General features: G+C 71.6%; 19 protein-coding genes. 9 read left to right on the forward strand and 10 right to left on the reverse strand.

Features of this window, described 5'->3' with window-relative positions:
• Nucleotides 1–27: 27 nt before the first annotated feature.
• A complete protein-coding gene (locus ACFZDK_RS39505; RefSeq protein WP_390979877.1) occupies nt 28–279 on the forward strand; it encodes a hypothetical protein in 252 nt (83 codons plus the stop codon).
• Here ACFZDK_RS39505 and ACFZDK_RS39510 read toward each other — a convergent pair.
• Together ACFZDK_RS39510 and ACFZDK_RS39515 are read right to left on the reverse strand one after the other, a co-directional pair.
• A complete protein-coding gene (locus ACFZDK_RS39510) occupies nt 269–1,651 on the reverse strand; it encodes a hypothetical protein (RefSeq protein WP_390979879.1) in 1,383 nt (460 codons plus the stop codon). The two genes, ACFZDK_RS39505 and ACFZDK_RS39510, sit on opposite strands and share 11 nt — an antisense overlap.
• Nucleotides 1,652–1,702: 51 nt before the next feature.
• The gene (locus ACFZDK_RS39515; RefSeq protein WP_390979881.1) at nt 1,703–2,971 is read right to left on the reverse strand and encodes an MFS transporter; all 1,269 of its coding nucleotides are present in this window, start codon (nt 2,969–2,971) and stop codon (nt 1,703–1,705) included.
• 116 nt (nt 2,972–3,087) lie between these two features.
• Between ACFZDK_RS39515 and ACFZDK_RS39520 the strand changes: the two genes are divergently transcribed.
• Together ACFZDK_RS39520 and ACFZDK_RS39525 are read left to right on the forward strand one after the other, a co-directional pair.
• Complete coding sequence (locus ACFZDK_RS39520; protein WP_390979883.1) at nt 3,088–3,678, forward strand: WHG domain-containing protein; 591 nt, start codon at nt 3,088–3,090, stop codon at nt 3,676–3,678.
• Entirely contained in the window at nt 3,671–4,354 is a 684-nt protein-coding gene (locus ACFZDK_RS39525) for an alpha/beta fold hydrolase (protein ID WP_390979885.1), read from the forward strand. The genes ACFZDK_RS39520 and ACFZDK_RS39525 overlap by 8 nt, the downstream gene beginning before the upstream one ends.
• A 7-nt stretch (nt 4,355–4,361) precedes the next feature.
• On the opposite strand, the gene ACFZDK_RS39530 is transcribed toward ACFZDK_RS39525, so the two are convergent.
• From ACFZDK_RS39530 to ACFZDK_RS39550, 5 genes are all read right to left on the reverse strand, one after another.
• Nucleotides 4,362–5,162 (reverse strand): ABC-2 family transporter protein, encoded by an 801-nt coding sequence (locus tag ACFZDK_RS39530; RefSeq protein ID WP_390979887.1) that lies wholly within the window; start codon nt 5,160–5,162, stop codon nt 4,362–4,364.
• A 5-nt stretch (nt 5,163–5,167) separates the two neighbouring features.
• Nucleotides 5,168–5,971 (reverse strand): ABC-2 family transporter protein, encoded by an 804-nt coding sequence (locus ACFZDK_RS39535; protein WP_390979889.1) that lies wholly within the window; start codon nt 5,969–5,971, stop codon nt 5,168–5,170.
• A gap of 1 nt (nt 5,972) precedes the next feature.
• Complete coding sequence (locus ACFZDK_RS39540; RefSeq protein ID WP_390979891.1) at nt 5,973–6,986, reverse strand: ATP-binding cassette domain-containing protein; 1,014 nt, start codon at nt 6,984–6,986, stop codon at nt 5,973–5,975.
• Between the two features lie 160 nt (nt 6,987–7,146).
• The gene (locus ACFZDK_RS39545) at nt 7,147–8,382 is read right to left on the reverse strand and encodes an ROK family protein (RefSeq protein WP_390979893.1); all 1,236 of its coding nucleotides are present in this window, start codon (nt 8,380–8,382) and stop codon (nt 7,147–7,149) included.
• 71 nt (nt 8,383–8,453) lie between these two features.
• Nucleotides 8,454–9,707 carry an FAD-binding protein gene (locus ACFZDK_RS39550; RefSeq protein WP_390979895.1) on the reverse strand — a complete coding sequence of 418 codons (1,254 nt, stop codon included), beginning with the start codon at nt 9,705–9,707 and terminating at the stop codon, nt 8,454–8,456.
• Nucleotides 9,708–9,862: 155 nt separating this feature from the next.
• On the opposite strand from ACFZDK_RS39550, the gene ACFZDK_RS39555 reads away from it, so the two are divergent.
• From ACFZDK_RS39555 to ACFZDK_RS39580, 6 genes are all read left to right on the forward strand, one after another.
• Entirely contained in the window at nt 9,863–10,870 is a 1,008-nt protein-coding gene (locus tag ACFZDK_RS39555) for an NAD(P)-dependent oxidoreductase (RefSeq protein WP_390979897.1), read from the forward strand.
• Between the two features lie 49 nt (nt 10,871–10,919).
• Nucleotides 10,920–11,987 (forward strand): substrate-binding domain-containing protein, encoded by a 1,068-nt coding sequence (locus tag ACFZDK_RS39560; RefSeq protein ID WP_390979900.1) that lies wholly within the window; start codon nt 10,920–10,922, stop codon nt 11,985–11,987.
• 109 nt (nt 11,988–12,096) lie between these two features.
• Nucleotides 12,097–12,759, forward strand: coding sequence for a pyridoxamine 5'-phosphate oxidase family protein (locus ACFZDK_RS39565; RefSeq protein WP_390979902.1), 663 nt, complete (start codon nt 12,097–12,099; stop codon nt 12,757–12,759).
• Nucleotides 12,760–12,817: 58 nt separating this feature from the next.
• Nucleotides 12,818–14,137 (forward strand): radical SAM protein, encoded by a 1,320-nt coding sequence (locus ACFZDK_RS39570; protein ID WP_390979904.1) that lies wholly within the window; start codon nt 12,818–12,820, stop codon nt 14,135–14,137.
• Nucleotides 14,138–14,327: 190 nt separating this feature from the next.
• A complete protein-coding gene (locus ACFZDK_RS39575) occupies nt 14,328–14,570 on the forward strand; it encodes a hypothetical protein (RefSeq protein WP_390979906.1) in 243 nt (80 codons plus the stop codon).
• Between the two features lie 199 nt (nt 14,571–14,769).
• Nucleotides 14,770–16,278 (forward strand): cellulose binding domain-containing protein, encoded by a 1,509-nt coding sequence (locus tag ACFZDK_RS39580; protein WP_390979908.1) that lies wholly within the window; start codon nt 14,770–14,772, stop codon nt 16,276–16,278.
• Between the two features lie 92 nt (nt 16,279–16,370).
• Here the strand turns inward: ACFZDK_RS39580 and ACFZDK_RS39585 are convergent, their stop codons facing one another.
• The 3 genes from ACFZDK_RS39585 to ACFZDK_RS39595 form a co-directional block, all read right to left on the reverse strand.
• The gene (locus ACFZDK_RS39585; RefSeq protein WP_390979910.1) at nt 16,371–17,375 is read right to left on the reverse strand and encodes a substrate-binding domain-containing protein; all 1,005 of its coding nucleotides are present in this window, start codon (nt 17,373–17,375) and stop codon (nt 16,371–16,373) included.
• Nucleotides 17,376–17,478: 103 nt separating this feature from the next.
• Nucleotides 17,479–18,507, reverse strand: coding sequence for an ABC transporter permease (locus ACFZDK_RS39590; RefSeq protein ID WP_390979912.1), 1,029 nt, complete (start codon nt 18,505–18,507; stop codon nt 17,479–17,481).
• Entirely contained in the window at nt 18,504–19,301 is a 798-nt protein-coding gene (locus ACFZDK_RS39595) for an ATP-binding cassette domain-containing protein (protein ID WP_390979914.1), read from the reverse strand. Before ACFZDK_RS39595 ends, ACFZDK_RS39590 begins: the two co-directional genes overlap by 4 nt.
• Nucleotides 19,302–19,509: the final 208 nt, after the last annotated feature.

The raw sequence follows: 19,509 nt of genomic DNA on the forward strand, positions 1-19,509 counted from the left end.
GGGTACGCGGACGACCCGAGACCGCGCATGCGCCGACTCGCCCTGGACGACCCCGAGTCGGCTCCCGACCTGATGGAGCGGCTCAGCCGCGACGCGAGTGACGAGGTACGCCACCGCGCCGCGACCGACCCCTGGCTGTCCGCCGCCGCACGGCTGCTGACGCGGCTGTTGCGGAGCCGCGGCACCGCCGAGGACGCCGCCCGCGATCCGGCGCTGCCCGAACGGGTCGTGGGCCGGATGGCGGAGGCACTGGCGACGGCGGCACGGGTCACGGCGTGAGACGGGCGATCCGCAGGGTCGTCGTGGTCGGGGACGCGCCGGTGAGCGGGGTGCCGTAGCTCGGCGTGACCGGGGCGTAGGCCCAGGTGAGGGAGCCGTCCTTGAGGACCGCGATGTCACCGGTGATCCGCGCGCTCACCACCTTGCCCGCGCTGACGAAGTCACCGCTCCAGTTGATCAGCCGCAGATGCGTGCCCGTGAAGGTGCCGGTGCAGGTGCCGGCCGAGCACTTGGCGTTCTTCAGGGACTCCCAGGAGAGCAGGAGCTTGTCCTTGCCGTAGGGGGCGAGGTGGACGTCGACGTTCTCGACGGTCTTGGCGCTGGTGAGGTAGACCGCTTTGCCGGGGCCGGAGTTGCGGTTCTTCAGGAAGGCGACGGCGACCTGGTGGGTGGCGGTCTTCGGGGTGACCGTCCAGCCGCGCCCGCTGCTGTCGTCCGGGGTCTTCTTCGCGGAGGCCGCGCCCCGGGAGGCGAACGCGGTCGCGTACCTGCCGGTGGACGACTTGACGAGGTCGCCGGTGCGGCTGGGGAAGGTACCACCGCAGTACCCCGCCCAGCACTGCTCCCGCTGGACCACCGGGGCCACGTCCGGGGCACCGATGCCGGTGGAGACGAACAGGCCCGAGCGCCAGTCGTCGAAGCAGAGGGAGGTGAAGGCGCCGGAGGTCTCGGCGTGCAGGGCTATGCCCTCGTTGTGGCTGCAGCCCCAACTCCAGCCGCCGCTCAGCTTCTTGCCCTTGGCGCTGACGTAGGACAGCTTGTCGCCGTAGTGCCCGTCGGCGAAGCCGCCCGCGCCGTGCACGACGAAGTAGGCGCCGTACTTGGAGCCGTTCCAGGTCAGTTGGCCGTCGAGGGTGGGGGAGGTGTCGTGCGTGGCGGTGCCGGTGAGCTTGACGGACCAGGTCCGCCGGGAGCCCGTGTAGCGGATGATCGCGGCCGCCGTCTCCTTCCACTTGTTGGTGTCGGCGACCCGGGTGAGCAGGGCGAACCCGTTGGTGTGGGCGACCAGGCCGCCGACCTCCTTGGCGCCCTTGACGACGGTGTCGGCGCCGGACCGCTTGCCGGCCGCCGTGAGCGGGGTGACATGGACGCCGTCGGCGGCGGGCCAGGCGACCCGGATCGTGCCGTCGGGGGCGACCGCGGTGGCGGTGCGGTTCCACTCCCGGGTGTTGTTGTAACCCGCGGAGAGATAGGGGTACTTGGCGCTGAGGGCGACCGCCGTGGAGGTGACCTTCAGGTCCGGGGTCGTCGCGGCGCCGGCGGTGGCGTACCAGGCGCCGGCCAGCAGGCCCGCCGCGGCGAGGGCACCGATCGCGGGCTTGCGGAAGGCGTGGACCCGACGGTGTTCTGTGGTGCGTGGTGCGGTTGTCATGCCCTGTGGTCGCCGCCGGTCCGCGGAAGGTTGCCCGCGTCGCCGTCTGTTCTAGGGCTGATCCCGGGCCGCCGCCGTCCGGACGGGGGTGCACAGGCCGGCGACGGCGATCAGCGTGCAGCAGGCCCCGGCGACGGCGGCCACGGGCGCGGTGCCGTACCGCTCGGCCGCCCAGGTGAGGACCGCCGCGCCGACCGGGGCCAGCGAGTACTGGAGCGTCCAGTGGGCGGCGGTGACCCGGCCGAGGAGTGGTTCGGGCGTGATCTCCTGGCGCAGGGACATGGAGCAGGTGCCCGCCATGCCCACACAGGCCAGGTAGACCGCGCTCAGCAGGGCCACGGCCGGTACCGTGCGCACCCAGCCGAGCCCGGCGAAGGCCAGACCGCACAGGGCGGTCGCGCCGATCCAGGTCGGCCCGAAGCCCAGCCGCCGCCGCAGCCGGGCGACCAGCAGCGCTCCGGCGATGGTGCCGACGGCACCGATCGCCAGGACCGTGCCGACTGTGCCGTCGTCGTGGCCGAGGTCGTGCTTGAGGTGGTAGATCAGCAGGTCGTTGATGCCGAGGCTGAGGAAGCTGAAGACGGCGAGCAGGCCGGTGACCGACCGCAGCACGGGGTGCCGGACGAGGTAGCCCACCCCGGTGCGCAGATCGCGCCACACGCCCTTGCGCTCGGCCGGGTGGTCGTCCCCGGTGCGCTCCCGGACCCGTACGAAGAGGAGAAGGGCCGCCGAGACGGCGTAGCTGGCCGCGTCCACGGCCACCGCGTCGGCGGGCCCGGCCCAGGCGGCCACCAGGCCCGCGCCGAGCGGTCCGAGCACCCCGGCGGCCGCCGCGGTGGCGTTGACCCGCCCGTTGGCCTCGGTGAGCCGGGTGACGTCGACGAGTCCGCGGACGACGGTGACGTATCCGACGGCGAAGAGCATGCCGACGGCCTCGCACAGGGGCAGGACCACGTACAGGAGCCAGAGTCGCGGTCCGGCGAGCCAGACGAGCGGGACCAGGCCGTAGAGGACCATGCGGACCAGGTCGCAGCCGATGAGCAGCCGGCGGCGGTCGACCCGGTCCACCACCACCCCGGCGAAGACCGCGGCCAGCACCATCGCGACCCCGCCGACGGCCGTGAGCAGCCCCATCCGGGCCACCGAGCCGGTCGCCTGCAGGACCAGCAGGGGCAGCGCGATCAGGCTGAAGGAGTCGCCGAGGACGGACAGGGTCTGGGCGAGCCAGAAGAAGCCGAAGTCCCGCTGCCGCCACAGCGGTTGTCCCGCCGTCACCCCCGAGCGCGCCGCCCGCTCCACCCGCCGCGCCTCGTTCGTCACGGCTCCCCCTTCCGCACCCCGGCAACCCTACGCCGACCACGTCCCGCGATATTCGCTGGACCGACAAAACCTTGGGATCCTAGGATAAGAGCTAGAGAGACTAGGGAGGTGGGCCCATGGCCCGGGCCGGGATCACCGTCGACCGGCTGGTCGAGGCGGCGGCCGAACTCGCGGACGAGGCGGGCTTCGAGCAGGTCACGCTCTCCGCGCTGGCGCGCCGGTTCGGGGTGAAGGACGCGAGTCTCTACTCGCACGTCAGAAACCTGAACGAGCTGCGGCACCGGCTCGCGCTGCTCGCCGGCGGCGAGATGATCGACCGCATCGCCACCGCGGTGGCCGGCCGGTCCGGCAAGGACGCGCTCGCCGCCTACGCCGGCGCCTACCGCGCCTACGCCCTCGCCCACCCCGGCCGGTACGCGGCCACCCAGATCCGCATCGACCCCGCCCTCGTCGACCCCGGCAACCCGGCCATGCGCCGTACCGTCGAGATCACCTACGGCATGCTGCGCGGCTACGGCCTCGACGAGCCCGATCTCACCGACGCCGTACGGCTGTTGCGGGCCACCTTCCACGGCTACTGCGCCCTGGAGGCGGGCGGCGGCTTCAACGCCCCGCGCGATGTCCGCGCCTCCTGGGACCGGGCGATCGACGCCCTGCACATCGCCCTCGACCACTGGCCCCGCGAGGAGACCGAACGCCATGCCTGAACTCCACTACGACGTCGCCGGCACCGGACCCGTCCTGCTGCTCCTCCCCGGTGGCGCCGGCCACCCCATGGGCCTGGACCCGCTGATCGGGCGGCTGGCACCGCACTTCACCGTCGTCACGTACGACCCGCTCGGCCTCGCCCACGGCCGCCTCGGCGAACCCGTCGCCGACCAGCGGGTCGAGGACTGGAGCGACGGCGCCTCCCGGGTGCTGGCCGAGGTGCTCGGCGAGGGCGAGGAGGCGTACGTCCTCGGCACCAGCGCGGGCGGGATCGCCGCCCTCGACCTGCCGGCCCGCCACCCCGCCCGACTGCGGGGCGTCGTCGCCCACGAACCGCCCTGCGTCACCCTGCTGCCCGACGGGGAGCGGCTGCGCGCCGAGCTGATCGGTCAGCTGGAGAGCGGCCGCTCGGTCACCGACGACGGACCGACGCCCTTCTCGGTCTTCCTCGACCATGTCCTGCGCCCGTTCACCGCCTACCGCCCGGTCACCGGCCTGCCCCGCCTCACCGTGGCCGCCGGCACCGACTCCCGGGGCCAACTCCTCCACGACACGGCGGAGTCCGCGGCCAGGCACACCGGCGGCACCTTCGCCGAGTTCCCCGGCGGGCATCTCGGCACGGTGGAGCACCCGGCCGCCTTCGCGGACCGGGTCCGGGAGACGCTCCTGGGGTGACGGCCTCTCAGCCGTTCACCCCCGTGTACCGGCCCAGCGCCCACCGCCACAGCCACCGCGCGGCCAGATAGGCGAGCAGACCGACGAGGGGGGAGCCCGCCGCCAGCCAGTAGGGAACGACGGTGGAGTGGCCGTGGCCGGTGAGGACCGCGGCCGGAAGGTAGGCGACGAAGGCGAGCGGAAGGCCGTAGGTGAGCAGCCCGCCGACCGCCCGGGGCAGCACGTTCAGCGGGTAGCTGCCGAAGGTGCCGAGGAGTTCCTCCAGCCAGCGGCTCCAGTAGTCGGCGGCCGGGTAGCGCAGCGAGGCGCTGGCCACGACCGTGAACAGGGCCGCCTCCAGCAGCATCCCGCCGAGCACCGCCGCGATCAGGTACGAGATCCGGCCCGCGGTCCAGTCGAGGTGGCTGCGGCCGAGCGCGCCCACCATCAGACCGGCGGCCACGGTCAGGTCACCGATCGCGTTGGTCGGGAAGTACTCCAGCTGCACCTGCCGGTGCACGGGCAGCGGACGCAGCAGGTACGCGTCGATCCTGCCTTCCTGGATGAACCGGCCCACACCGTGCACCCGGCCCAGGACCAGTACGAACAGACCGTGTGCCAGCATGCGCGTCGCCGGGATGAGCAGGACGTCCGAGCTGTCCCAGCCGCCCATCCCGCTGAACCGGGTGAGCAGCACGGTCGCGAACACGATCACCGACACCTGCCAGACCGCGCCGATCGCGATCATCATCAGGAACTCGGTGCGGTACTCCAGCTGCGCACGGAAGTTGAGGCGCGTGATGCGCCAGGCGATCCGGACGGCGTTCAACGGCCTCAGCCTCCCTGGGAGATGACACGGCGGGCGGCTCGCCGCCACACGAAACGGGTGAAGAGATGCAGCGCCACGACCCAGCCGGCCTGGACACCGAGCTGGAAACCGGCGTCGGTCAGCGGGATCCGGCCCACGTACAGCGACAGCGGCACGCTCAGGGTCGCCTGGAAGGGCAGGAAGGAGCTGAGTACGACGAACCAGTGCGGGAAGAACCACAGCGGCGCGTACACCCCGGACAGCAGGTTCTGCGCGAAGACCAGGATCAGCATCGCCGCGGTGTTGCGCAGCGTCCAGAAGCAGAACTGGTCGATCAGGAGCATGACGTAGTAGAGGACCAGCTGGCCGAGCAGCAGGCTGAGCGCGAACACCGCCGCCACCGCAGCCGACCGCGGCGGATCCACCACCCCGGCGGCCAGACAGACCGCGTATCCCGCCAACGCCCAGGTCAGTCCGTACAGTTGCTCGCCGACCGCGCGCAGCGCGTGGTAGCGCTGGGGCGGCAGCGGGCGCAGATACCAGTAGACGATCGTGCCGAAGTGCATGTGCTGCATCACGGAGTCGCGGCCCGCGTACTGGTCCAGCTCCCGCAGCCGGGAGGCGAGCACGGCCAGCACCGCGTAGGTGACGGCCTGGCCGCGGTCCAGACCCGCGGTGGTACCCGACTGGGCGTACAGGCCCCGCCACAGCGAGGCGACCAGCACCACCTGCACGGTCAGCCGCAACAGGACCCCGGTCATCCGGGGAGGTGTGTACAGCTCGCCGAGCGGGGTGACCCGGGCGGCGCGCCAGGCGTACAGGAGGGCCATCTCAGACCGCCTCGGCCCTGGCAGCAGCCCTTGCCTCGGCGTACGCCGCGCGCATGACGTCCTCCAGGTCCGCCTCGTCCACGGCCACGCCGGTCACCTCGTACCGCTCGATGACCAGCTTCAGCGCCTGGTGGACGGTGGGCGCGGCCGGGCCGTCCGGGCCGAACACCACCTGGGGGCCGTCGCGGCGTACCAGGGTGATGCCGGGCAGCGGGCCGACCGGGGTGTGCGGGTCGGCGAGCGTAGCCCGCACCTGCCAGGTCGAACCGAAGTCCCGGCGGACCTCGTCCAGGGTGCCGTCCAGTACCAGCCGGCCGTGGTTGACCAGCACCACGCGTTCGGCGAGCCGCTCCACCTCGGTCATGTCGTGGGTGGTCAGCAGCACGGTACGGCCGCGCTCGGCGACCTGGTACCGCAGGAACTCGCGGACCTGCTCCTTCACCACCACGTCCATGCCGATGGTCGGCTCGTCCAGGAAGACGACCGGTGGGTCGTGCAGCAGGGCGGCGGCCAGGTCGCAGCGGACGCGCTGGCCGAGCGAGAGGTGCCGGACCCGGGTGTCCCAGAACGCGGAGAGTTCCAGCAGGTCGTCGAACTCCCGCAGGCGGGCCGCGTGTTCGGCCTTCGGTACCTCGTAGATGTCCCGCAGGATCGCGAACGACTCGCGCACCGGCAGGTCCCACCACAGCTGGGTCCGCTGCCCGAACACCGCGCCGATGTTCCGCGCGTTGCGCTCCCGTTCCCGGTAGGGCACCACGCCCGCGACCCGGGCCTCCCCGGAGGTCGGGGTGAGGATGCCGGTGAGTATCTTGATGGTGGTGGACTTGCCCGCGCCGTTCGGGCCCAGCAGGGCGAGGAGTTCGCCGGGGGCGACGTCGAAGGTGATGTCGCAGACCGCGTGTTTCTCGACGCGCTCGGGGTTGACCAGGGATCGCAGGGCGCCCGCGAAGCCCGGGCGCCGGACGGTGGTGTGGAAGGTGCGGGACAGACCGCGGACCTCGATGCTTGCGGCCACGCTGGGTGACTCCCTCGTTCCGTGCACGACATACGGCCGGTCGGTTTTTGAGGCCGACCGGCCGCGGATACGTCACGACGGTCGCAGAGCGCCGAATAGCCCGGCAATGGATTTATCGACCCGCGATTTGGACTATTCGATCACCGGGAGGACGGCCGGGTCAGCGTGCGGACGGTGTGGTACGGGCCGTCCGTCCCGTGTTCCGGAGCCCCACGGAGCGCAGGGCGCCCTCCAGCGCGAAGGTGGCCGCGCCCAGGGAGACCGGGTCGGTGGGGATGGGGGAGAGGACGATCTCGGTGGCGGCGAAGGGCCGGCCGAGCGCGTGCCGGCGGACGGCCTCGCGCACCTCGTCGAGGAGCGGTTCGCCGAGCCTGCGGGCCACCCAGCTGCTGAGCACGACCAGTTCGGGGTTGAGCAGGTTGACCAGGTTGGCGACCCCGGCGCCGATGTAGCGGGCGGTGTCCCGCACGACCCGGACCGCGACGGGGTCGCCGTCCGCCAGGCCCCGGGCCAGCGCGTCGACGGTGGCCGTCTGGTCCTCGGGGTGCAGCAGCGGGCTCTGCGGGCTCAGCTCCCGCAGGTTGAGCATGATGCCGGGCGCGCCGACATAGGTCTCCACACAGCCGTGGTTGCCGCAGTGGCAGGGCCGCCCGTCCAGCACCAGCGTCGTATGGCCCCACTCGCCCGCGCTGTTGCTGACCCCCCGGTGCAGCCCGCCGCCGAGCGCCAGCCCGGCGCCGACCCCGGTGCCGAGGTTCACCACCACGGTGTCCCCGCGCCCGCGCGCCGCCCCGAACCACTGCTCGGCCACCGCGCAGGCGCGCAGCGGGTTGTCCAGGTGGAGGGGGTAGGCGATGTGCTCGGAGAGCAGGTCGAGCAGGGGCACGTCGTGCCAGTCCCAGTTGGGCGCGTACTCGGCGATGCCCGTGTCCCGGTCCACCTGCCCCGGCACGCTCACCCCGACGCCGAGCACCCGCGCGCCCTCCACGCCCGCCTGCGCCACCACCGAGCCGACCGCGGCGGCCACATGGCCCACCACCTGCTGGGGCCGGTGCTCGCCGGGGCGCATGTCCTCCTCGGCGCGGGCCAGCACGTTCAGTCCGAGGTCGAACAGCTCGACATGGACGTACGTCTCGGCGATGTCGACGCCGATCAGCGCGCCCCCGGACGCGTTGACCGCGACCAGGCCCCGGGGACGGCCGCCCGCCGAGTCCTCGAACCCGACCTCCGTGATCATCCGCAGCTCCAGCAGCTCGCCGACGAGCGTGGCGACCGTGGCCAGGCTCAGCCCGGTGACGGACGCCAGCTCCTGCCGGGAGGTGGGAGACTCGGCGATGATGTGCCGCAGCACCTCGTAGCGGTTCGCGGTGCGGATGTCCCGTGATGTGTGCTTCACACGGCGCAACGCTATGGCCTGGGAAGCACTTTCGACAAGCCATTACATTAAGGGTTGGATTAAGTGGCGGGTCATTCCCGCAGGACCTCTGCCACGAACGGGTTCGTGAACTTCCCGGCGGGGTCCAGGCTCCGGACCAGGGCGCGGAAGTCGTCGAGCCGCGGGTACCGGCCGCGCAGCGGCTCCCCGGAGACGGCGTACACCTTCCCCCAGTGCGGGCGCGGACCGAACGGCTCCAGCGCCGCCTCCAGCCGCCGCACCACCGGCAGTACGGCCGCCAGATCGTCCACCCAGGTGAAGTGCAGGGCGACCGAGTCCCGGCCGTGGGCGGGGCTGAGCCACTGCGGGTCGGCGGCGATGGTCCGCACCTCACAGGTCTGCAGGACGGGGGAGACGGTGTCCCGGATGCCGTCGACCGCGTGCAGCGCGTCCAGCGCCGCCGCCCTCGGCAGCAGGTACTCCGACTGGAGCTCGTCCCCGCTGCTCGGCGTGAACTCCGCCCGGAAGTGCGGCAGCCGCTCGTGCCACGGTCCCGGCACCCCGAACTGCTCGGTGCAGTTGGTGCCCGGCATGCCCGGCACCGGGTGCATCGCCTCCGTCGCGGGGGCCGCCCACCCGAAGTCCACGGCGGGCCGGTCGGCGCGCCGCTTCACCCACACCTGCCTGAAGCCCGGCTCCCGCCAGTCGGTGAACAGGCTCACGCTGTACGCGGCCCCGGACACGGCCGCGAAGTCCAGTCCCTCCAGGGGAAGTTCGACGTACACCGTCTGCTCGACCTCGTAGGCCGGCTCCAGGTCGAGGGTGAGCGCGGTGACGACCCCGAGCGCCCCCAGCGAGGTGACCGCGCCCTCGAAACGGGCGTCCCCGCGGGCGATCGTCTCCGCCGAGCCGTCGGCGAGGACCAGCTCCACTTCCCGGACCGGCGCCGCGAGCGACCCGTTGGTCACGCCCGAACCATGGGTGCCGGTGGCCACCGAGCCGGCCACCGAGATGTGCGGCAGCGAGGCCATGTTGGGCAGCGCCAGCCCGTGCGCGTGCACCGCGCGGGCCAGTTCGGCGTACCGCACCCCGCCCGCGACCCGGACCGTACGGGCCGCGGTGTCCACCTCGACGGCCGGCGGCAGGTCCGCGATCGAGAGCAGCACGCCCTCCGGGCCGGGGTCGGCGATGCGGTTGAAGGAGTGCCCGCTGCCCAGCACCCGTACCCGCGCACTGCCGGCCACCAGGGCGCGGAGCGCGTCGGGTGTGTGCGGACGGTGGAACTCCTTGGCCGTGTAGGCGATGTTGCGCGCCCAGTTGGTGACCTTCTGCGCCGGATCCGTCATCTGTGCCGTCCCATCCCTGTCGTGCCATCCCGGTCGTCCTCCGTCGTCCGCCGTCGAACTCCGGGGAGTGCGTGTCCATTGACCCTCTCATTCGCCGAGACCTACGGTAGAGACCGGTTGCTATCCGCGCGTCACCGAGCCGGAAGGTCACTTCCTTGCCCGAGCGTCCCCAGGCACTGTTCGCCATGACGGCCCAGAACGTGCCGCACATCTTCCCGCCGGAGGTGCTCGCGCGGCTGCGCGAGTGCGTAGAAATCGATCCCACTCTGGTGGCGCACGACTTCACCGACCCCCGGGTACGGGAGACGCTCGCCCGCACCGAGGTCCTCGTCACCGGCTGGGGCTGCCCGGTCCTGGACCCGGCGGCCCTGGACGCGGCACCCAGACTGCGCGCCGTGCTGCACGCGGCCGGCTCGGTCAAGGGCTTCACCACGCCCGAGGTGTGGCGGCGCGGCATCGTCGTCTCCTCGGCGGCCGCCGCCAACGCCCTGCCCGTCGCCGAGTACACGCTCGCGATGATCCTGCTCGCCGGGAAGGACGTCTTCGCCTTCCGTGACCTGCTCCGCACCCGCCGCGCCTTCCCCTACGGCGACATCGTCCCCGGCATCGGCAACTTCCACCGCCGGGTCGGCATCGTCGGCGCCTCCCGCATCGGCCGCCGGCTGATCGAACTCCTGCGCCCCCACGACCTGGTGGTGAGCCTCGCCGACCCGTACGTGGACGAGGCGGAGGCCGCGCGGCTCGGCGTCCCCCTGCTGCCCCTGGACGACCTGCTGCGCACCTCGGACATCGTCACCGTGCACGCCCCCCAGACCCCCGAGACCCGGCACCTCCTCGGCGCCCGCGAACTCGCCCTGATGCCGGACGGATCGGTCCTCGTCAACACCGCGCGCGGCTCCCTCGTCGACCACGACGCCCTGATCGGGGAGCTGCGCACCGGCCGGCTGACCGCGATCCTCGACGTGACCGACCCCGAACCCCTCCCGGCCGACTCCCCCCTCTTCGATTTGCCCAACGCCTTCCTCACCCCGCACCTCGCGGGCTCGCAGGGCAACGAGGTGGCACGGCTCGGCCTCACGGTCGTGGAAGAGGCCGAGCGGCTGCTGAGCGGCGACGGCCTGGTCCATCTCATCGACCAGTCGGTCCTGGAGCGGGCCGCGTGACGACCGTCTCGTAGGGTGACCTGAACACGCGAGGAAGGGGAGCCGAGCGGTGGTGAAGAGGACGCAGCCGGCGCTGAACGGGGACGCCTCGACGGTACGGGACGTGGCCGCGCGGGCCGGGGTCTCGGCGTCGACCGTCTCCCGGGTCCTGGGCGGCACCTACCCGGTGGCCGCCGCCACCCGGGCCAAGGTCCTCAAGGCGATGCGCGAGCTGGACTACGTGGTCAACGCGCACGCCCGCGCGCTCGGCGGCGCCACCAACAAGACGGTCGCCTTCGTCGTCGACGACGTCACCGGCCCCTTCTACGCGCACATCGCCCGCGGGGTCGAGGAGCAGGCCTCGGCAGAGGGCCGGCTGTGCATGCTCTGCACCACCCACGGCGACCCACGGCGCATCCTCGCCGTCGTCGAGACCATGCGGGAGCAGCGCGCCGACGCGGTGATCGTGGTGGGCGGCGCACTGGAGGACAAGGCCTACCACGACCGCATGACCCACTTCGCGCACGCCCTGGACCGGTCCGGCTCCCGGCTGGTGCTGGTGGGCAGGCCACCGCTCGGCCCGGGCGTCCCCGCCACGGTCGTCGACTACGACAACGAGGGAGGCGCCTTCGCCCTCACCGGTCACCTGCTCTCCGGCGGTCACCGGCGCATCGCCTACCTCGGCCGCGTGCCCGGCCTGTCCACCAGCGCACAGCGCATCGCCGGCTTCACCCGCGCCCATGAACTCCTCGGCCTCGCGCCGGACCCGGACCTTATCCTCGACGGCGTCTTCTCCCGCTCCTACGGCTACCAGGCCACCCGTGAACTCCTCACTTCCGGAAGGGAGTTCACGGCGATCTTCGCCGCCACCGACATGATCGCCACGGGCGTGATCCAGGCGGTGCGGGAGTCCGGCCGCCGTATCCCCGACGACCTCGCGGTGGCCGGGTACGACGACATCCCGGTCGCCCGGGACGTCCACCCGACCCTCACCACGGTCCACGTGCCCCAGGAGGAACTGGGCCGCGCCGCCGTCCGTCTCGCCCTGCACCGCGACGAGCTGCCGGACGGCCAGCATCTGGTGCTGGGCACGCATGTGGTGCTGCGGGAGTCGACGCGGCGGGCGGGCGGCGGCTGAGCCGGGCGGGATGCTCGGTGAACTGCTGATTTCGTTGAATTTAGGCGCTTGATGTCGGTAATCGGCAAGAGTGTGGCCATCAGGCTGCGATATCGGTAGCGTGCGGGTCATGACCGCAGACCGGCTTCCCGTCACCGACCTCACCCGGCACCGCCGCCTGCGCGAGCAGGGCAGCCTCGACCGGGCCGATCTGGAGGCGATCCTGGACGCCGGGTTCGTCTGCCATCTCGGCGTGGTGGTCGAGGGACGGCCGCTGGTCGTACCGACGGTGTACGGGCGGGACGAGCGGCAGCTGTACCTGCACGGCTCGGTCGCCAGCCGCAGCCTGGCGGGCGGGACCCCGGTGTGCGTCACGGTCACCCAGGTCGACGGCCTGGTGCTGGCACGGTCCGTCTTCGAGCACGGCGTCAACTACCGCAGCGCGGTGATCCACGGCACCGCCCGCAAGGTGACCGACCCGGAGGAGAAGCTCACGGGCCTGCGCCTGCTCACCGAGCACTCGGCGCCGGGGCAGTGGTCGTACGCCCGCCGCCCCAACCGCAGGGAGCTGGCGGCCACCACCCTGCTCGCCCTCCCCCTGGACGAGGCCTCCGTCAAGATCCGTACCGGTGCGCCGGAGGACGGCGACGGACCGGACGCGGAACTGGGGCGCTGGGCCGGTGTGCTGCCCCTGACCTCGGCCTGGGGTGCCCCCGTGACGGATCCCGCACTGCCCCCGAACACCCCCGTACCGGGACACATCGCTCGCCGTGAGGGGACCCGGCACGGCTGACGGCCGGGTGGGGGCATACCGTGAGGAGCCGAACGCCTGAGCCGGGAGGAGACACGGGATGGGCAGCCGTACCGCGCTGGTCGAGGATCTGATGGAGAGGTTCCCGCATGTACCACGGGAGGCCGTCTTCAAGGAGGACCTGCTCCGGGGCGGTGTCGCCTTCGACCCGTCCGCACTGAGCGACAACGAGAGCGGCGAGGTCAAGCCGAAGTCGTACTTCATCTTCTCCTTCGACCACGGCACCCTGCCCGAGCTGGGCGAGGCCGCGCTGCGCCGGCCGCCGGAGGAGATCATCCTCACCGGCGGGCCGTACGACCTGCGCCGGACCGTGGTGTCGGTGCGGGTGAACCCCACCTCGCCGTACCGCGTCGCCGCCGACGACGCGGGCATGCTCGCGCTCTACCTCGACGGCAAGCGGATCGCCGACGTCGGGGTGCCGCCGATGCCGGAGTACTACCGGCACAAGCTCGCCAACGGGAAGTCCGTGATGGAGGTCGCCCCGACCATCCAGTGGGGCTACCTGATCTACCTCACCGTCTTCCGGGTCTGCCAGTACTTCGGCGCCAAGGAGGAGTGCCAGTACTGCGACATCAACCACAACTGGCGCCAGCACAAGGCGGCCGGGCGGCCGTACACGGGCGTGAAGGACGTCGAGGAGGTCCTCGAAGCCCTGGAGATCATCGACCGGTACGACACCGCGAAGACGTCCACCGCCTACACGCTCACCGGCGGTGCCATCACCAAGACCGTCTCCGGGCGCGACGAGGCCGACTTCTACGGCCACTACGCCAAGGCCATCGAGGAGCGTTTCCCGGGGCGGTGGATCGGCAAGGTCGTCGCCCAGGCGCTGCCGCGTGACGACGTGCAGCGGTTCAAGGACTACGGCGTGCAGATCTACCACCCCAACTACGAGGTGTGGGACGAGTACCTGTTCAAGATGTACTGCCCGGGCAAGGAGCGGTACGTCGGCCGGGACGAGTGGCACAAGCGGATCCTGGACTCCGCCGAGATCTTCGGCGCCCGCAATGTGATCCCCAACTTCGTGGCCGGTGTGGAGATGGCCGAGCCCTTCGGCTTCAAGACCGTCGACGAGGCGATCGCCTCCACCACCGAGGGCCTGCGCTTCTTCATGTCGCAGGGCATCACGCCCCGCTTCACCACCTGGTGCCCGGAGCCCACCACCCCGCTCGGCAAGGCCAACCCGCAGGGCGCCCCGCTGGAGTACCACATCCGCCTGCTCCAGGCCTACCGCCAGACCATGGAGGACTTCGGGCTCTCCTCCCCGCCCGGCTACGGCCCGCCCGGACCCGGCCGCGCCGTCTTCTCCGTGAGCTCCTTCATGGACAGCCTGCCCGCGCAGGAGGCGACGACGGTGTAACTCCCGTCGGGCAAAGCCGCTGTTCACGGGTCGCACGCCGGACGGCCGGGGCCTGGAGTGCTGGTGGGCTCCCAGCCCCTCCGGCGGCGACCGCACCTACCTCCGTGCCATGGATGTTGAAGGGACCAAGGAGGACGGTGAGTCGAAATGCGGTCGCGGTCCGTACAAGAGGCCGGAGTTGTGGGCCACGGTGGACACGAAAGCGTTCTCCGACTGGACCGCGATCCACGGCCATGTGCCCGCTTCGGCCGTCAGCGTCCGTATCACCTGGGCGGACAGAGGTACCGCAGGACCCGTCGAGGTCGACGGCAAGCGGTATCTCGTGACCTACGCCCGGTACGGCGACCGCGATCCCCTCGCGTGGTCGGCGTACACGGTGCAGGCGCCGGACGCGCGGGGGCGGGTGGTGGCCGAGGAGCGGCCGGACAACTGAGCACAGTGGTTGACGTGACTCCGGGGACCGGTGGTAGGGGTGACGGGGAGAATCCGTGGCACGACCACCGGTAACCGGATTTGCATATGCCGCTTGTCAGTTGTGCAGGAGACGTGAAAAGCTCGGGTCCTGCCGCGAGGTTCCCCCCAACTCCATTGCCGATATGGTGAGTTGACCTCGCTTTGGATGCAGGAGACCCATGCCCGACCTGCCGACCCCTCAGGACGCCACCGAGGCAGCGCTGTTCTCCGAATGCTGGGACGCGGTGCTCTCCTATGCCGACCTGTGCACGTCCGGCTCTCTGACGGCCAATCAACTGGCCACCGAGGCCTTCACGCTCGGTATGCGCGAGGCCCGCGAAACGGACTTCACACCGGGCCGCAGCTCCGGCCGGCGCGCCGCCCGGCTGCCCATGATCCCGCTGCTGCTCACCGCCGTCCGTAACACGGCTGCGAGCTGGGAGGCCGAGGGGCTCGGGCACAAGCTCGATCCGGACCTCCGGCTCTGGCTCAACTCCGAGAAGGCCACGCGCTACACGGGCCTGCCGTTGCAGCGGCCCGTCGCGCTGCGCGGCCTGCGGGACATGCAGGAGGCGGACGCCTCGCTGCTCTGGCTGGCCGAGGTCGAGGCGCTGCCGCTGTCCTCCGTGGGCCGCCGGCTCGGTCTCGACCCGGCCGTCGCCGCCCAGGAGCTGGAGCAGGTGCGCGCGCTCTTCCGGGACCGCTGCCACCGCGCCCACCTCGACACGCCGATGGACGCCGAGTGCCGCAGCTACGCCCGGCTGCTCGACGCGGTCACCCGGTCCGCCGGGGCCGACACGCCCGACGACCTCTCCCGGCACCTCGCGACCTGTGTGCAGTGCGCCGAGGCCGCCGCGTGTCTGCGGCTGCACGGCGGCGGACTGCCCGCGGCGCTCGCCGGCGGGGTCATCGGCTGGGGCGGCCTCGCCTACCTGGAGCGTCGCCGCCGCGCCGCCGAGGTACGGCTCGGCGCGGGCCGGCCCGGCACCGTCGACAACGATGGCGCCGACCCCAAGGAGGGCAGCGGCCGGGCCAAGGTGCTGCGGCACGGCCTGCTCGGCGCGGCGGTGCTGATCTCGCTGGTGGCGCTCGGCGTGTCGATGATGCCGATGGGCAGCGGCGCCGGCGACGACACGGCCACCGCCTCCCACGACGACCGCCAGCCGGTCGCCGACCCCACCGCGGTCCTCCCGACCGGCGACCCGACCCCCACGCACACGTCGGCCTCCGCCGCTCGGTCCTCCTCCGCCTCCACCGGCACATCCGCCCGCAAGAACCCCGACCCGGAGCCCCAGGGCACCTCCTCGTCGACGGCGGGCTCCGGGCACAAGGGCGGCGCCACCACCTCCGCGAGCCCGAGCGCCGCCCCGGCGGCCACCTGCCAAGTCGCCTACGACCTGGTCAACCAGTGGAACGACGGTTTCCAGGCCACCATCACCGTCACCAGCTCCCGGGCCCTGGCCGGCTGGCGGGTCCAGTGGCTCTTCCACGACGGCCAGCGGGTCACCCAGATGTGGGACGCGAGCGTCAGCCAGAGCGGCGAGCAGGTCACCGCCGACGCCGCCGACTACAACCAGTCCGTCTCCGCGAACGGCACCCTGTCCTTCGGCTTCCTCGGCACCTGGAGCGGCAGCAACTCGGCGCCGGACGGCTTCACGCTGAACGGCGCGGACTGCTCGGTGAGCTGAGCCGTCCGTACGACCGGCGGCCGGGCGGACCCAAGAGGGTGGGACCGCCCGGCCGCTGACTGTCCGTCATGTACCTCTGTTCGGGCCTGCTGTCAGCACTGCGACTTGTAGAAGTACTTGCTGACCGACGGGTCGTTCATGTTGTCCTTGGTGATCGCCACCATGGTGGTGCCGATCGACTTGCTGACCGACTTGCCCTCGAAGGAGTTGGCGAGCTGGTCCACCGCCTGCCGGCCGATCGCCGCCGGGTCCTGGGCGACCAGCACCTGGAGGGTGCCCGCCTTCAGCGCGGCGACCTCGTCGGGCTCGGCGTCGAACGCGGCCACCTTCACCTTGCCCTGCTTGCCGGCCTGCTTCAGGCCGGTGGCGATACCGGTACCGGTGTTGGTGTTGCCCGCGAACGCCCCGCCCAGGTCCGGGTGGGCGGCCAGCGTCGACTGGATCTGGGAGGCCGCGGTGGCCGGCAGGTCGTTGTCGTAGAGCGTGGGCAGCACCTTGATGTTCGGGTACTTGCCCATCTCCTCCGTGAAGCCCTTGATCCGCGCGTCGGTCGTCGACACACCGGGCTTGACGCTGATGACGATGACCGAGCCCTTCTCGTTCATCAGCTTGGCCAGCGCGTCGGCGGCGACCCGGCCGCCCTTCTCGTTGTCGGACGAGATCCGGGTGATGCCGACGGAGTCGTCGCTCACGGTCGTGTCCACCAGCGCCACCTTGGTGCCGGCCGACTGTATCTGCTTGAGCGACGGCGTCAGCGCGCTGGTGTCGACCGGCGAGATCAGCAGCCCGTCGGGCCGGGCCGCCGCCACCGAGTCCAGCAGCGGGCGCTGCACCGACACGTCCCACTGCGCGGAACCGTCGGCCGTGAAGTCCATCCCCTTGGCCTTGGCCTCCTCCTGCGCGGCACAGGTCATGGTGATGTAGAAGGGGTCGCTCTTCACGCCCGTGATGAGCCGGACCTTCTTGCCCTTCGCGCCGCCCGAACTCCCCGAGCCGCCACTGTCGTTCGACGAACCGCACGCCGAGGCCCCCGCGCCGAGGGCCAGAACCGTGCCCACCGCGACCAGCATGCGGCGCCTGCTGCGAATGCTCCTCATCACAGAGTCTCCTTAGTCACGAGCGATTCAGTAGTCACGAGCGATTCAGTAGCCACGAGCGATGCGGTAGTCACGAGTGATGCGGTGGCCACCGGAGATGCGGTCATGCGCGTTCCCGGGTCTTCCTGCGCAGCTGGTCGACGTAGACCGCCACGACCAGCACCACGCCCACCGCCACGTCCTGCCAGTACTGCTGGACACCGATCACGATCAGCCCGGTGGTCAGCACCGCCGGGATGAACACGCCGATCACCGTGCCCAGCACCGAACCCCGCCCGCCGAACAGGCTGGTACCGCCCAGCACCACCGCGGTGATCACCTTGAGGTTGTCGGTGGAGTGCCCGGCGATCGACGTCGTGCCGTACGAGGCCAGCCACATCACCGCGCCGAGCCCGGCCAGCAGCCCCATCAGCCCGTACACCTTCACCAGATGCCGGCCCACCGGAATGCCCGCCCGCCGTACGGCCGTCGGGTTCGACCCGATGGCGAGCGTGTGCTCCCCGAACCGGGTACTGCCCAGCACCCAGCCGAAGGCCGCCGTGACCACGGCCGCCAGGATCACCATCCAGGGGATGCCGAGCACCTTGCCGAAGCCGAGGCTGTTCTGGAGGTGGGTGGAGGCCGCGCCGGCCGGGTCCTGGCCGCCGGTGGCGAGTTCGGCGATCCCCAGCGCCGCGCCGAGCCCGCCCAGCGTCACGATCAGCGGCGGCACCTTGCCGGTCGCCACCACCGCGCCCTGCAGCGCGCCCCACGCCGTGCCCACGGCCAGCGCGATCACCACACAGAACGCGACCGTGCCCCAGCCCGAGTTCGGGCCGCCGTGATGGAGGTTGTACTCGCCCGCCGCCACCGCGGCCAGCACCAGCACCGAGCCGATCGACAGATCGATGCCGGCCGTGATGATCACGAAGGTCATGCCGACACCGAGCACCAGATAGATGGCCGCGTTCACGGCGATCTGGGTGATGTCGTACGTGGTGAAGAACTTGCCCGGCGCGGCGATCGTGAAGAACGCGACCAGGGCCACGAGGATCACGAAGGTCCACAGTTCGTTGAGGGTCGCGGCCCGCCGCAGCCAGTCGGGCACGCCGGCCCGGCCCTCGACGGCCGCCGCCTTGCTCTCCGCGGTCATCGTCCGCCCTCCGCTTTCCCGTCGCCGCCGTTCGGCCCGTCCAGCGACCCGGTCATCGCCCCGACGAGCTCCTCGATGCTCGTCTCGGCCGCGGTGTACGACGCCACGCGCCGGCCCAGCCGCAGCACTTCCACCCGGTCCGCCACCGACAGCACCTCGGGCATGTTGTGACTGATCAGCACGACACAGATGCCCCGGTCGGCGACCCTGCGCACGGTCTCCAGGACCCGGGCACGCTGGACGACACCCAGCGCGGCGGTCGGCTCGTCCATGAAGATGACCTTGTGGGCGAAGGCGACCGCACGGGCCACCGCGACGGACTGCCGCTGCCCGCCGGACAACGTTGTCACAGGAGCCGTCACATCCTTCAGTTCGACGCCGAGTTCGGCGAAGGCCCGGACCGCCTCCCGGCGCATCGCGGGCCGGTCGAGGACGCCGAGGCGCCCGAGCAGCCCCCCGCGCACCATCTCCCGGCCGAGGTAGAGATTGGCCGCCGCGTCGAGATCGGGTGCGAGCGACAGGTCCTGGTAGACCGTCTCCACACCCTGCCGCTGGGCGTCCATCGGCCCGGAGAACCGCACCGGGGCGCCGTCCAGGCGGACTTCGCCGGCGTCGGGGGACAGGACGCCCGAAAGGACGTTCACCAGAGTGGACTTGCCGGCACCGTTGTCGCCGATCAGGGCGACGACCTCGCCGGGGTACGCCGTGAAATCGGCGCCCGAGAGCGCCTGGACGTGGCCGAAACGCTTGACCACCCCATGTGCGGTGAGCAGTGGTTCCCTTGCAGAGGCCATGTTGTGCCTTCTGGTTGGTATCGTTAACAGCTTGGCTGATTCTTGGGGCGCTCACAGCGGGGTGTCAAGGGTGGTGCAGCCGGTCGCCGACCTTGCTGATCGGCCTCCTCAACTCCCCTTGTTCGCACGGCCGTTGATATGCCGTCGAGTTGGTAACGTTAACGAGTCGACGCTCAGACGTGACACAGGTGGAGGACGTGGCGTGGCA

The sequence above is a fragment of the Streptomyces sp. NPDC007901 genome (assembly GCF_042959465.1).
Classification (GTDB): domain Bacteria; phylum Actinomycetota; class Actinomycetes; order Streptomycetales; family Streptomycetaceae; genus Streptomyces.

Coding starts and splice junctions, on each gene's coding strand:
- ACFZDK_RS39565 (WP_390979902.1), top strand. CDS start 12,097: ATGACCGCAGACCGGCTTCCCGTCACCGACCTCACCCGGCACCGCCGC.
- ACFZDK_RS39535 (WP_390979889.1), bottom strand. CDS start 5,971: ATGGCCCTCCTGTACGCCTGGCGCGCCGCCCGGGTCACCCCGCTCGGC.
- ACFZDK_RS39585 (WP_390979910.1), bottom strand. CDS start 17,375: ATGAGGAGCATTCGCAGCAGGCGCCGCATGCTGGTCGCGGTGGGCACG.
- ACFZDK_RS39550 (WP_390979895.1), bottom strand. CDS start 9,707: ATGACGGATCCGGCGCAGAAGGTCACCAACTGGGCGCGCAACATCGCC.
- ACFZDK_RS39595 (WP_390979914.1), bottom strand. CDS start 19,301: ATGGCCTCTGCAAGGGAACCACTGCTCACCGCACATGGGGTGGTCAAG.
- ACFZDK_RS39580 (WP_390979908.1), top strand. CDS start 14,770: ATGCCCGACCTGCCGACCCCTCAGGACGCCACCGAGGCAGCGCTGTTC.
- ACFZDK_RS39520 (WP_390979883.1), top strand. CDS start 3,088: ATGGCCCGGGCCGGGATCACCGTCGACCGGCTGGTCGAGGCGGCGGCC.
- ACFZDK_RS39510 (WP_390979879.1), bottom strand. CDS start 1,651: ATGACAACCGCACCACGCACCACAGAACACCGTCGGGTCCACGCCTTC.
- ACFZDK_RS39525 (WP_390979885.1), top strand. CDS start 3,671: ATGCCTGAACTCCACTACGACGTCGCCGGCACCGGACCCGTCCTGCTG.
- ACFZDK_RS39505 (WP_390979877.1), top strand. CDS start 28: ATGCGCCGACTCGCCCTGGACGACCCCGAGTCGGCTCCCGACCTGATG.
- ACFZDK_RS39590 (WP_390979912.1), bottom strand. CDS start 18,507: ATGACCGCGGAGAGCAAGGCGGCGGCCGTCGAGGGCCGGGCCGGCGTG.
- ACFZDK_RS39570 (WP_390979904.1), top strand. CDS start 12,818: ATGGGCAGCCGTACCGCGCTGGTCGAGGATCTGATGGAGAGGTTCCCG.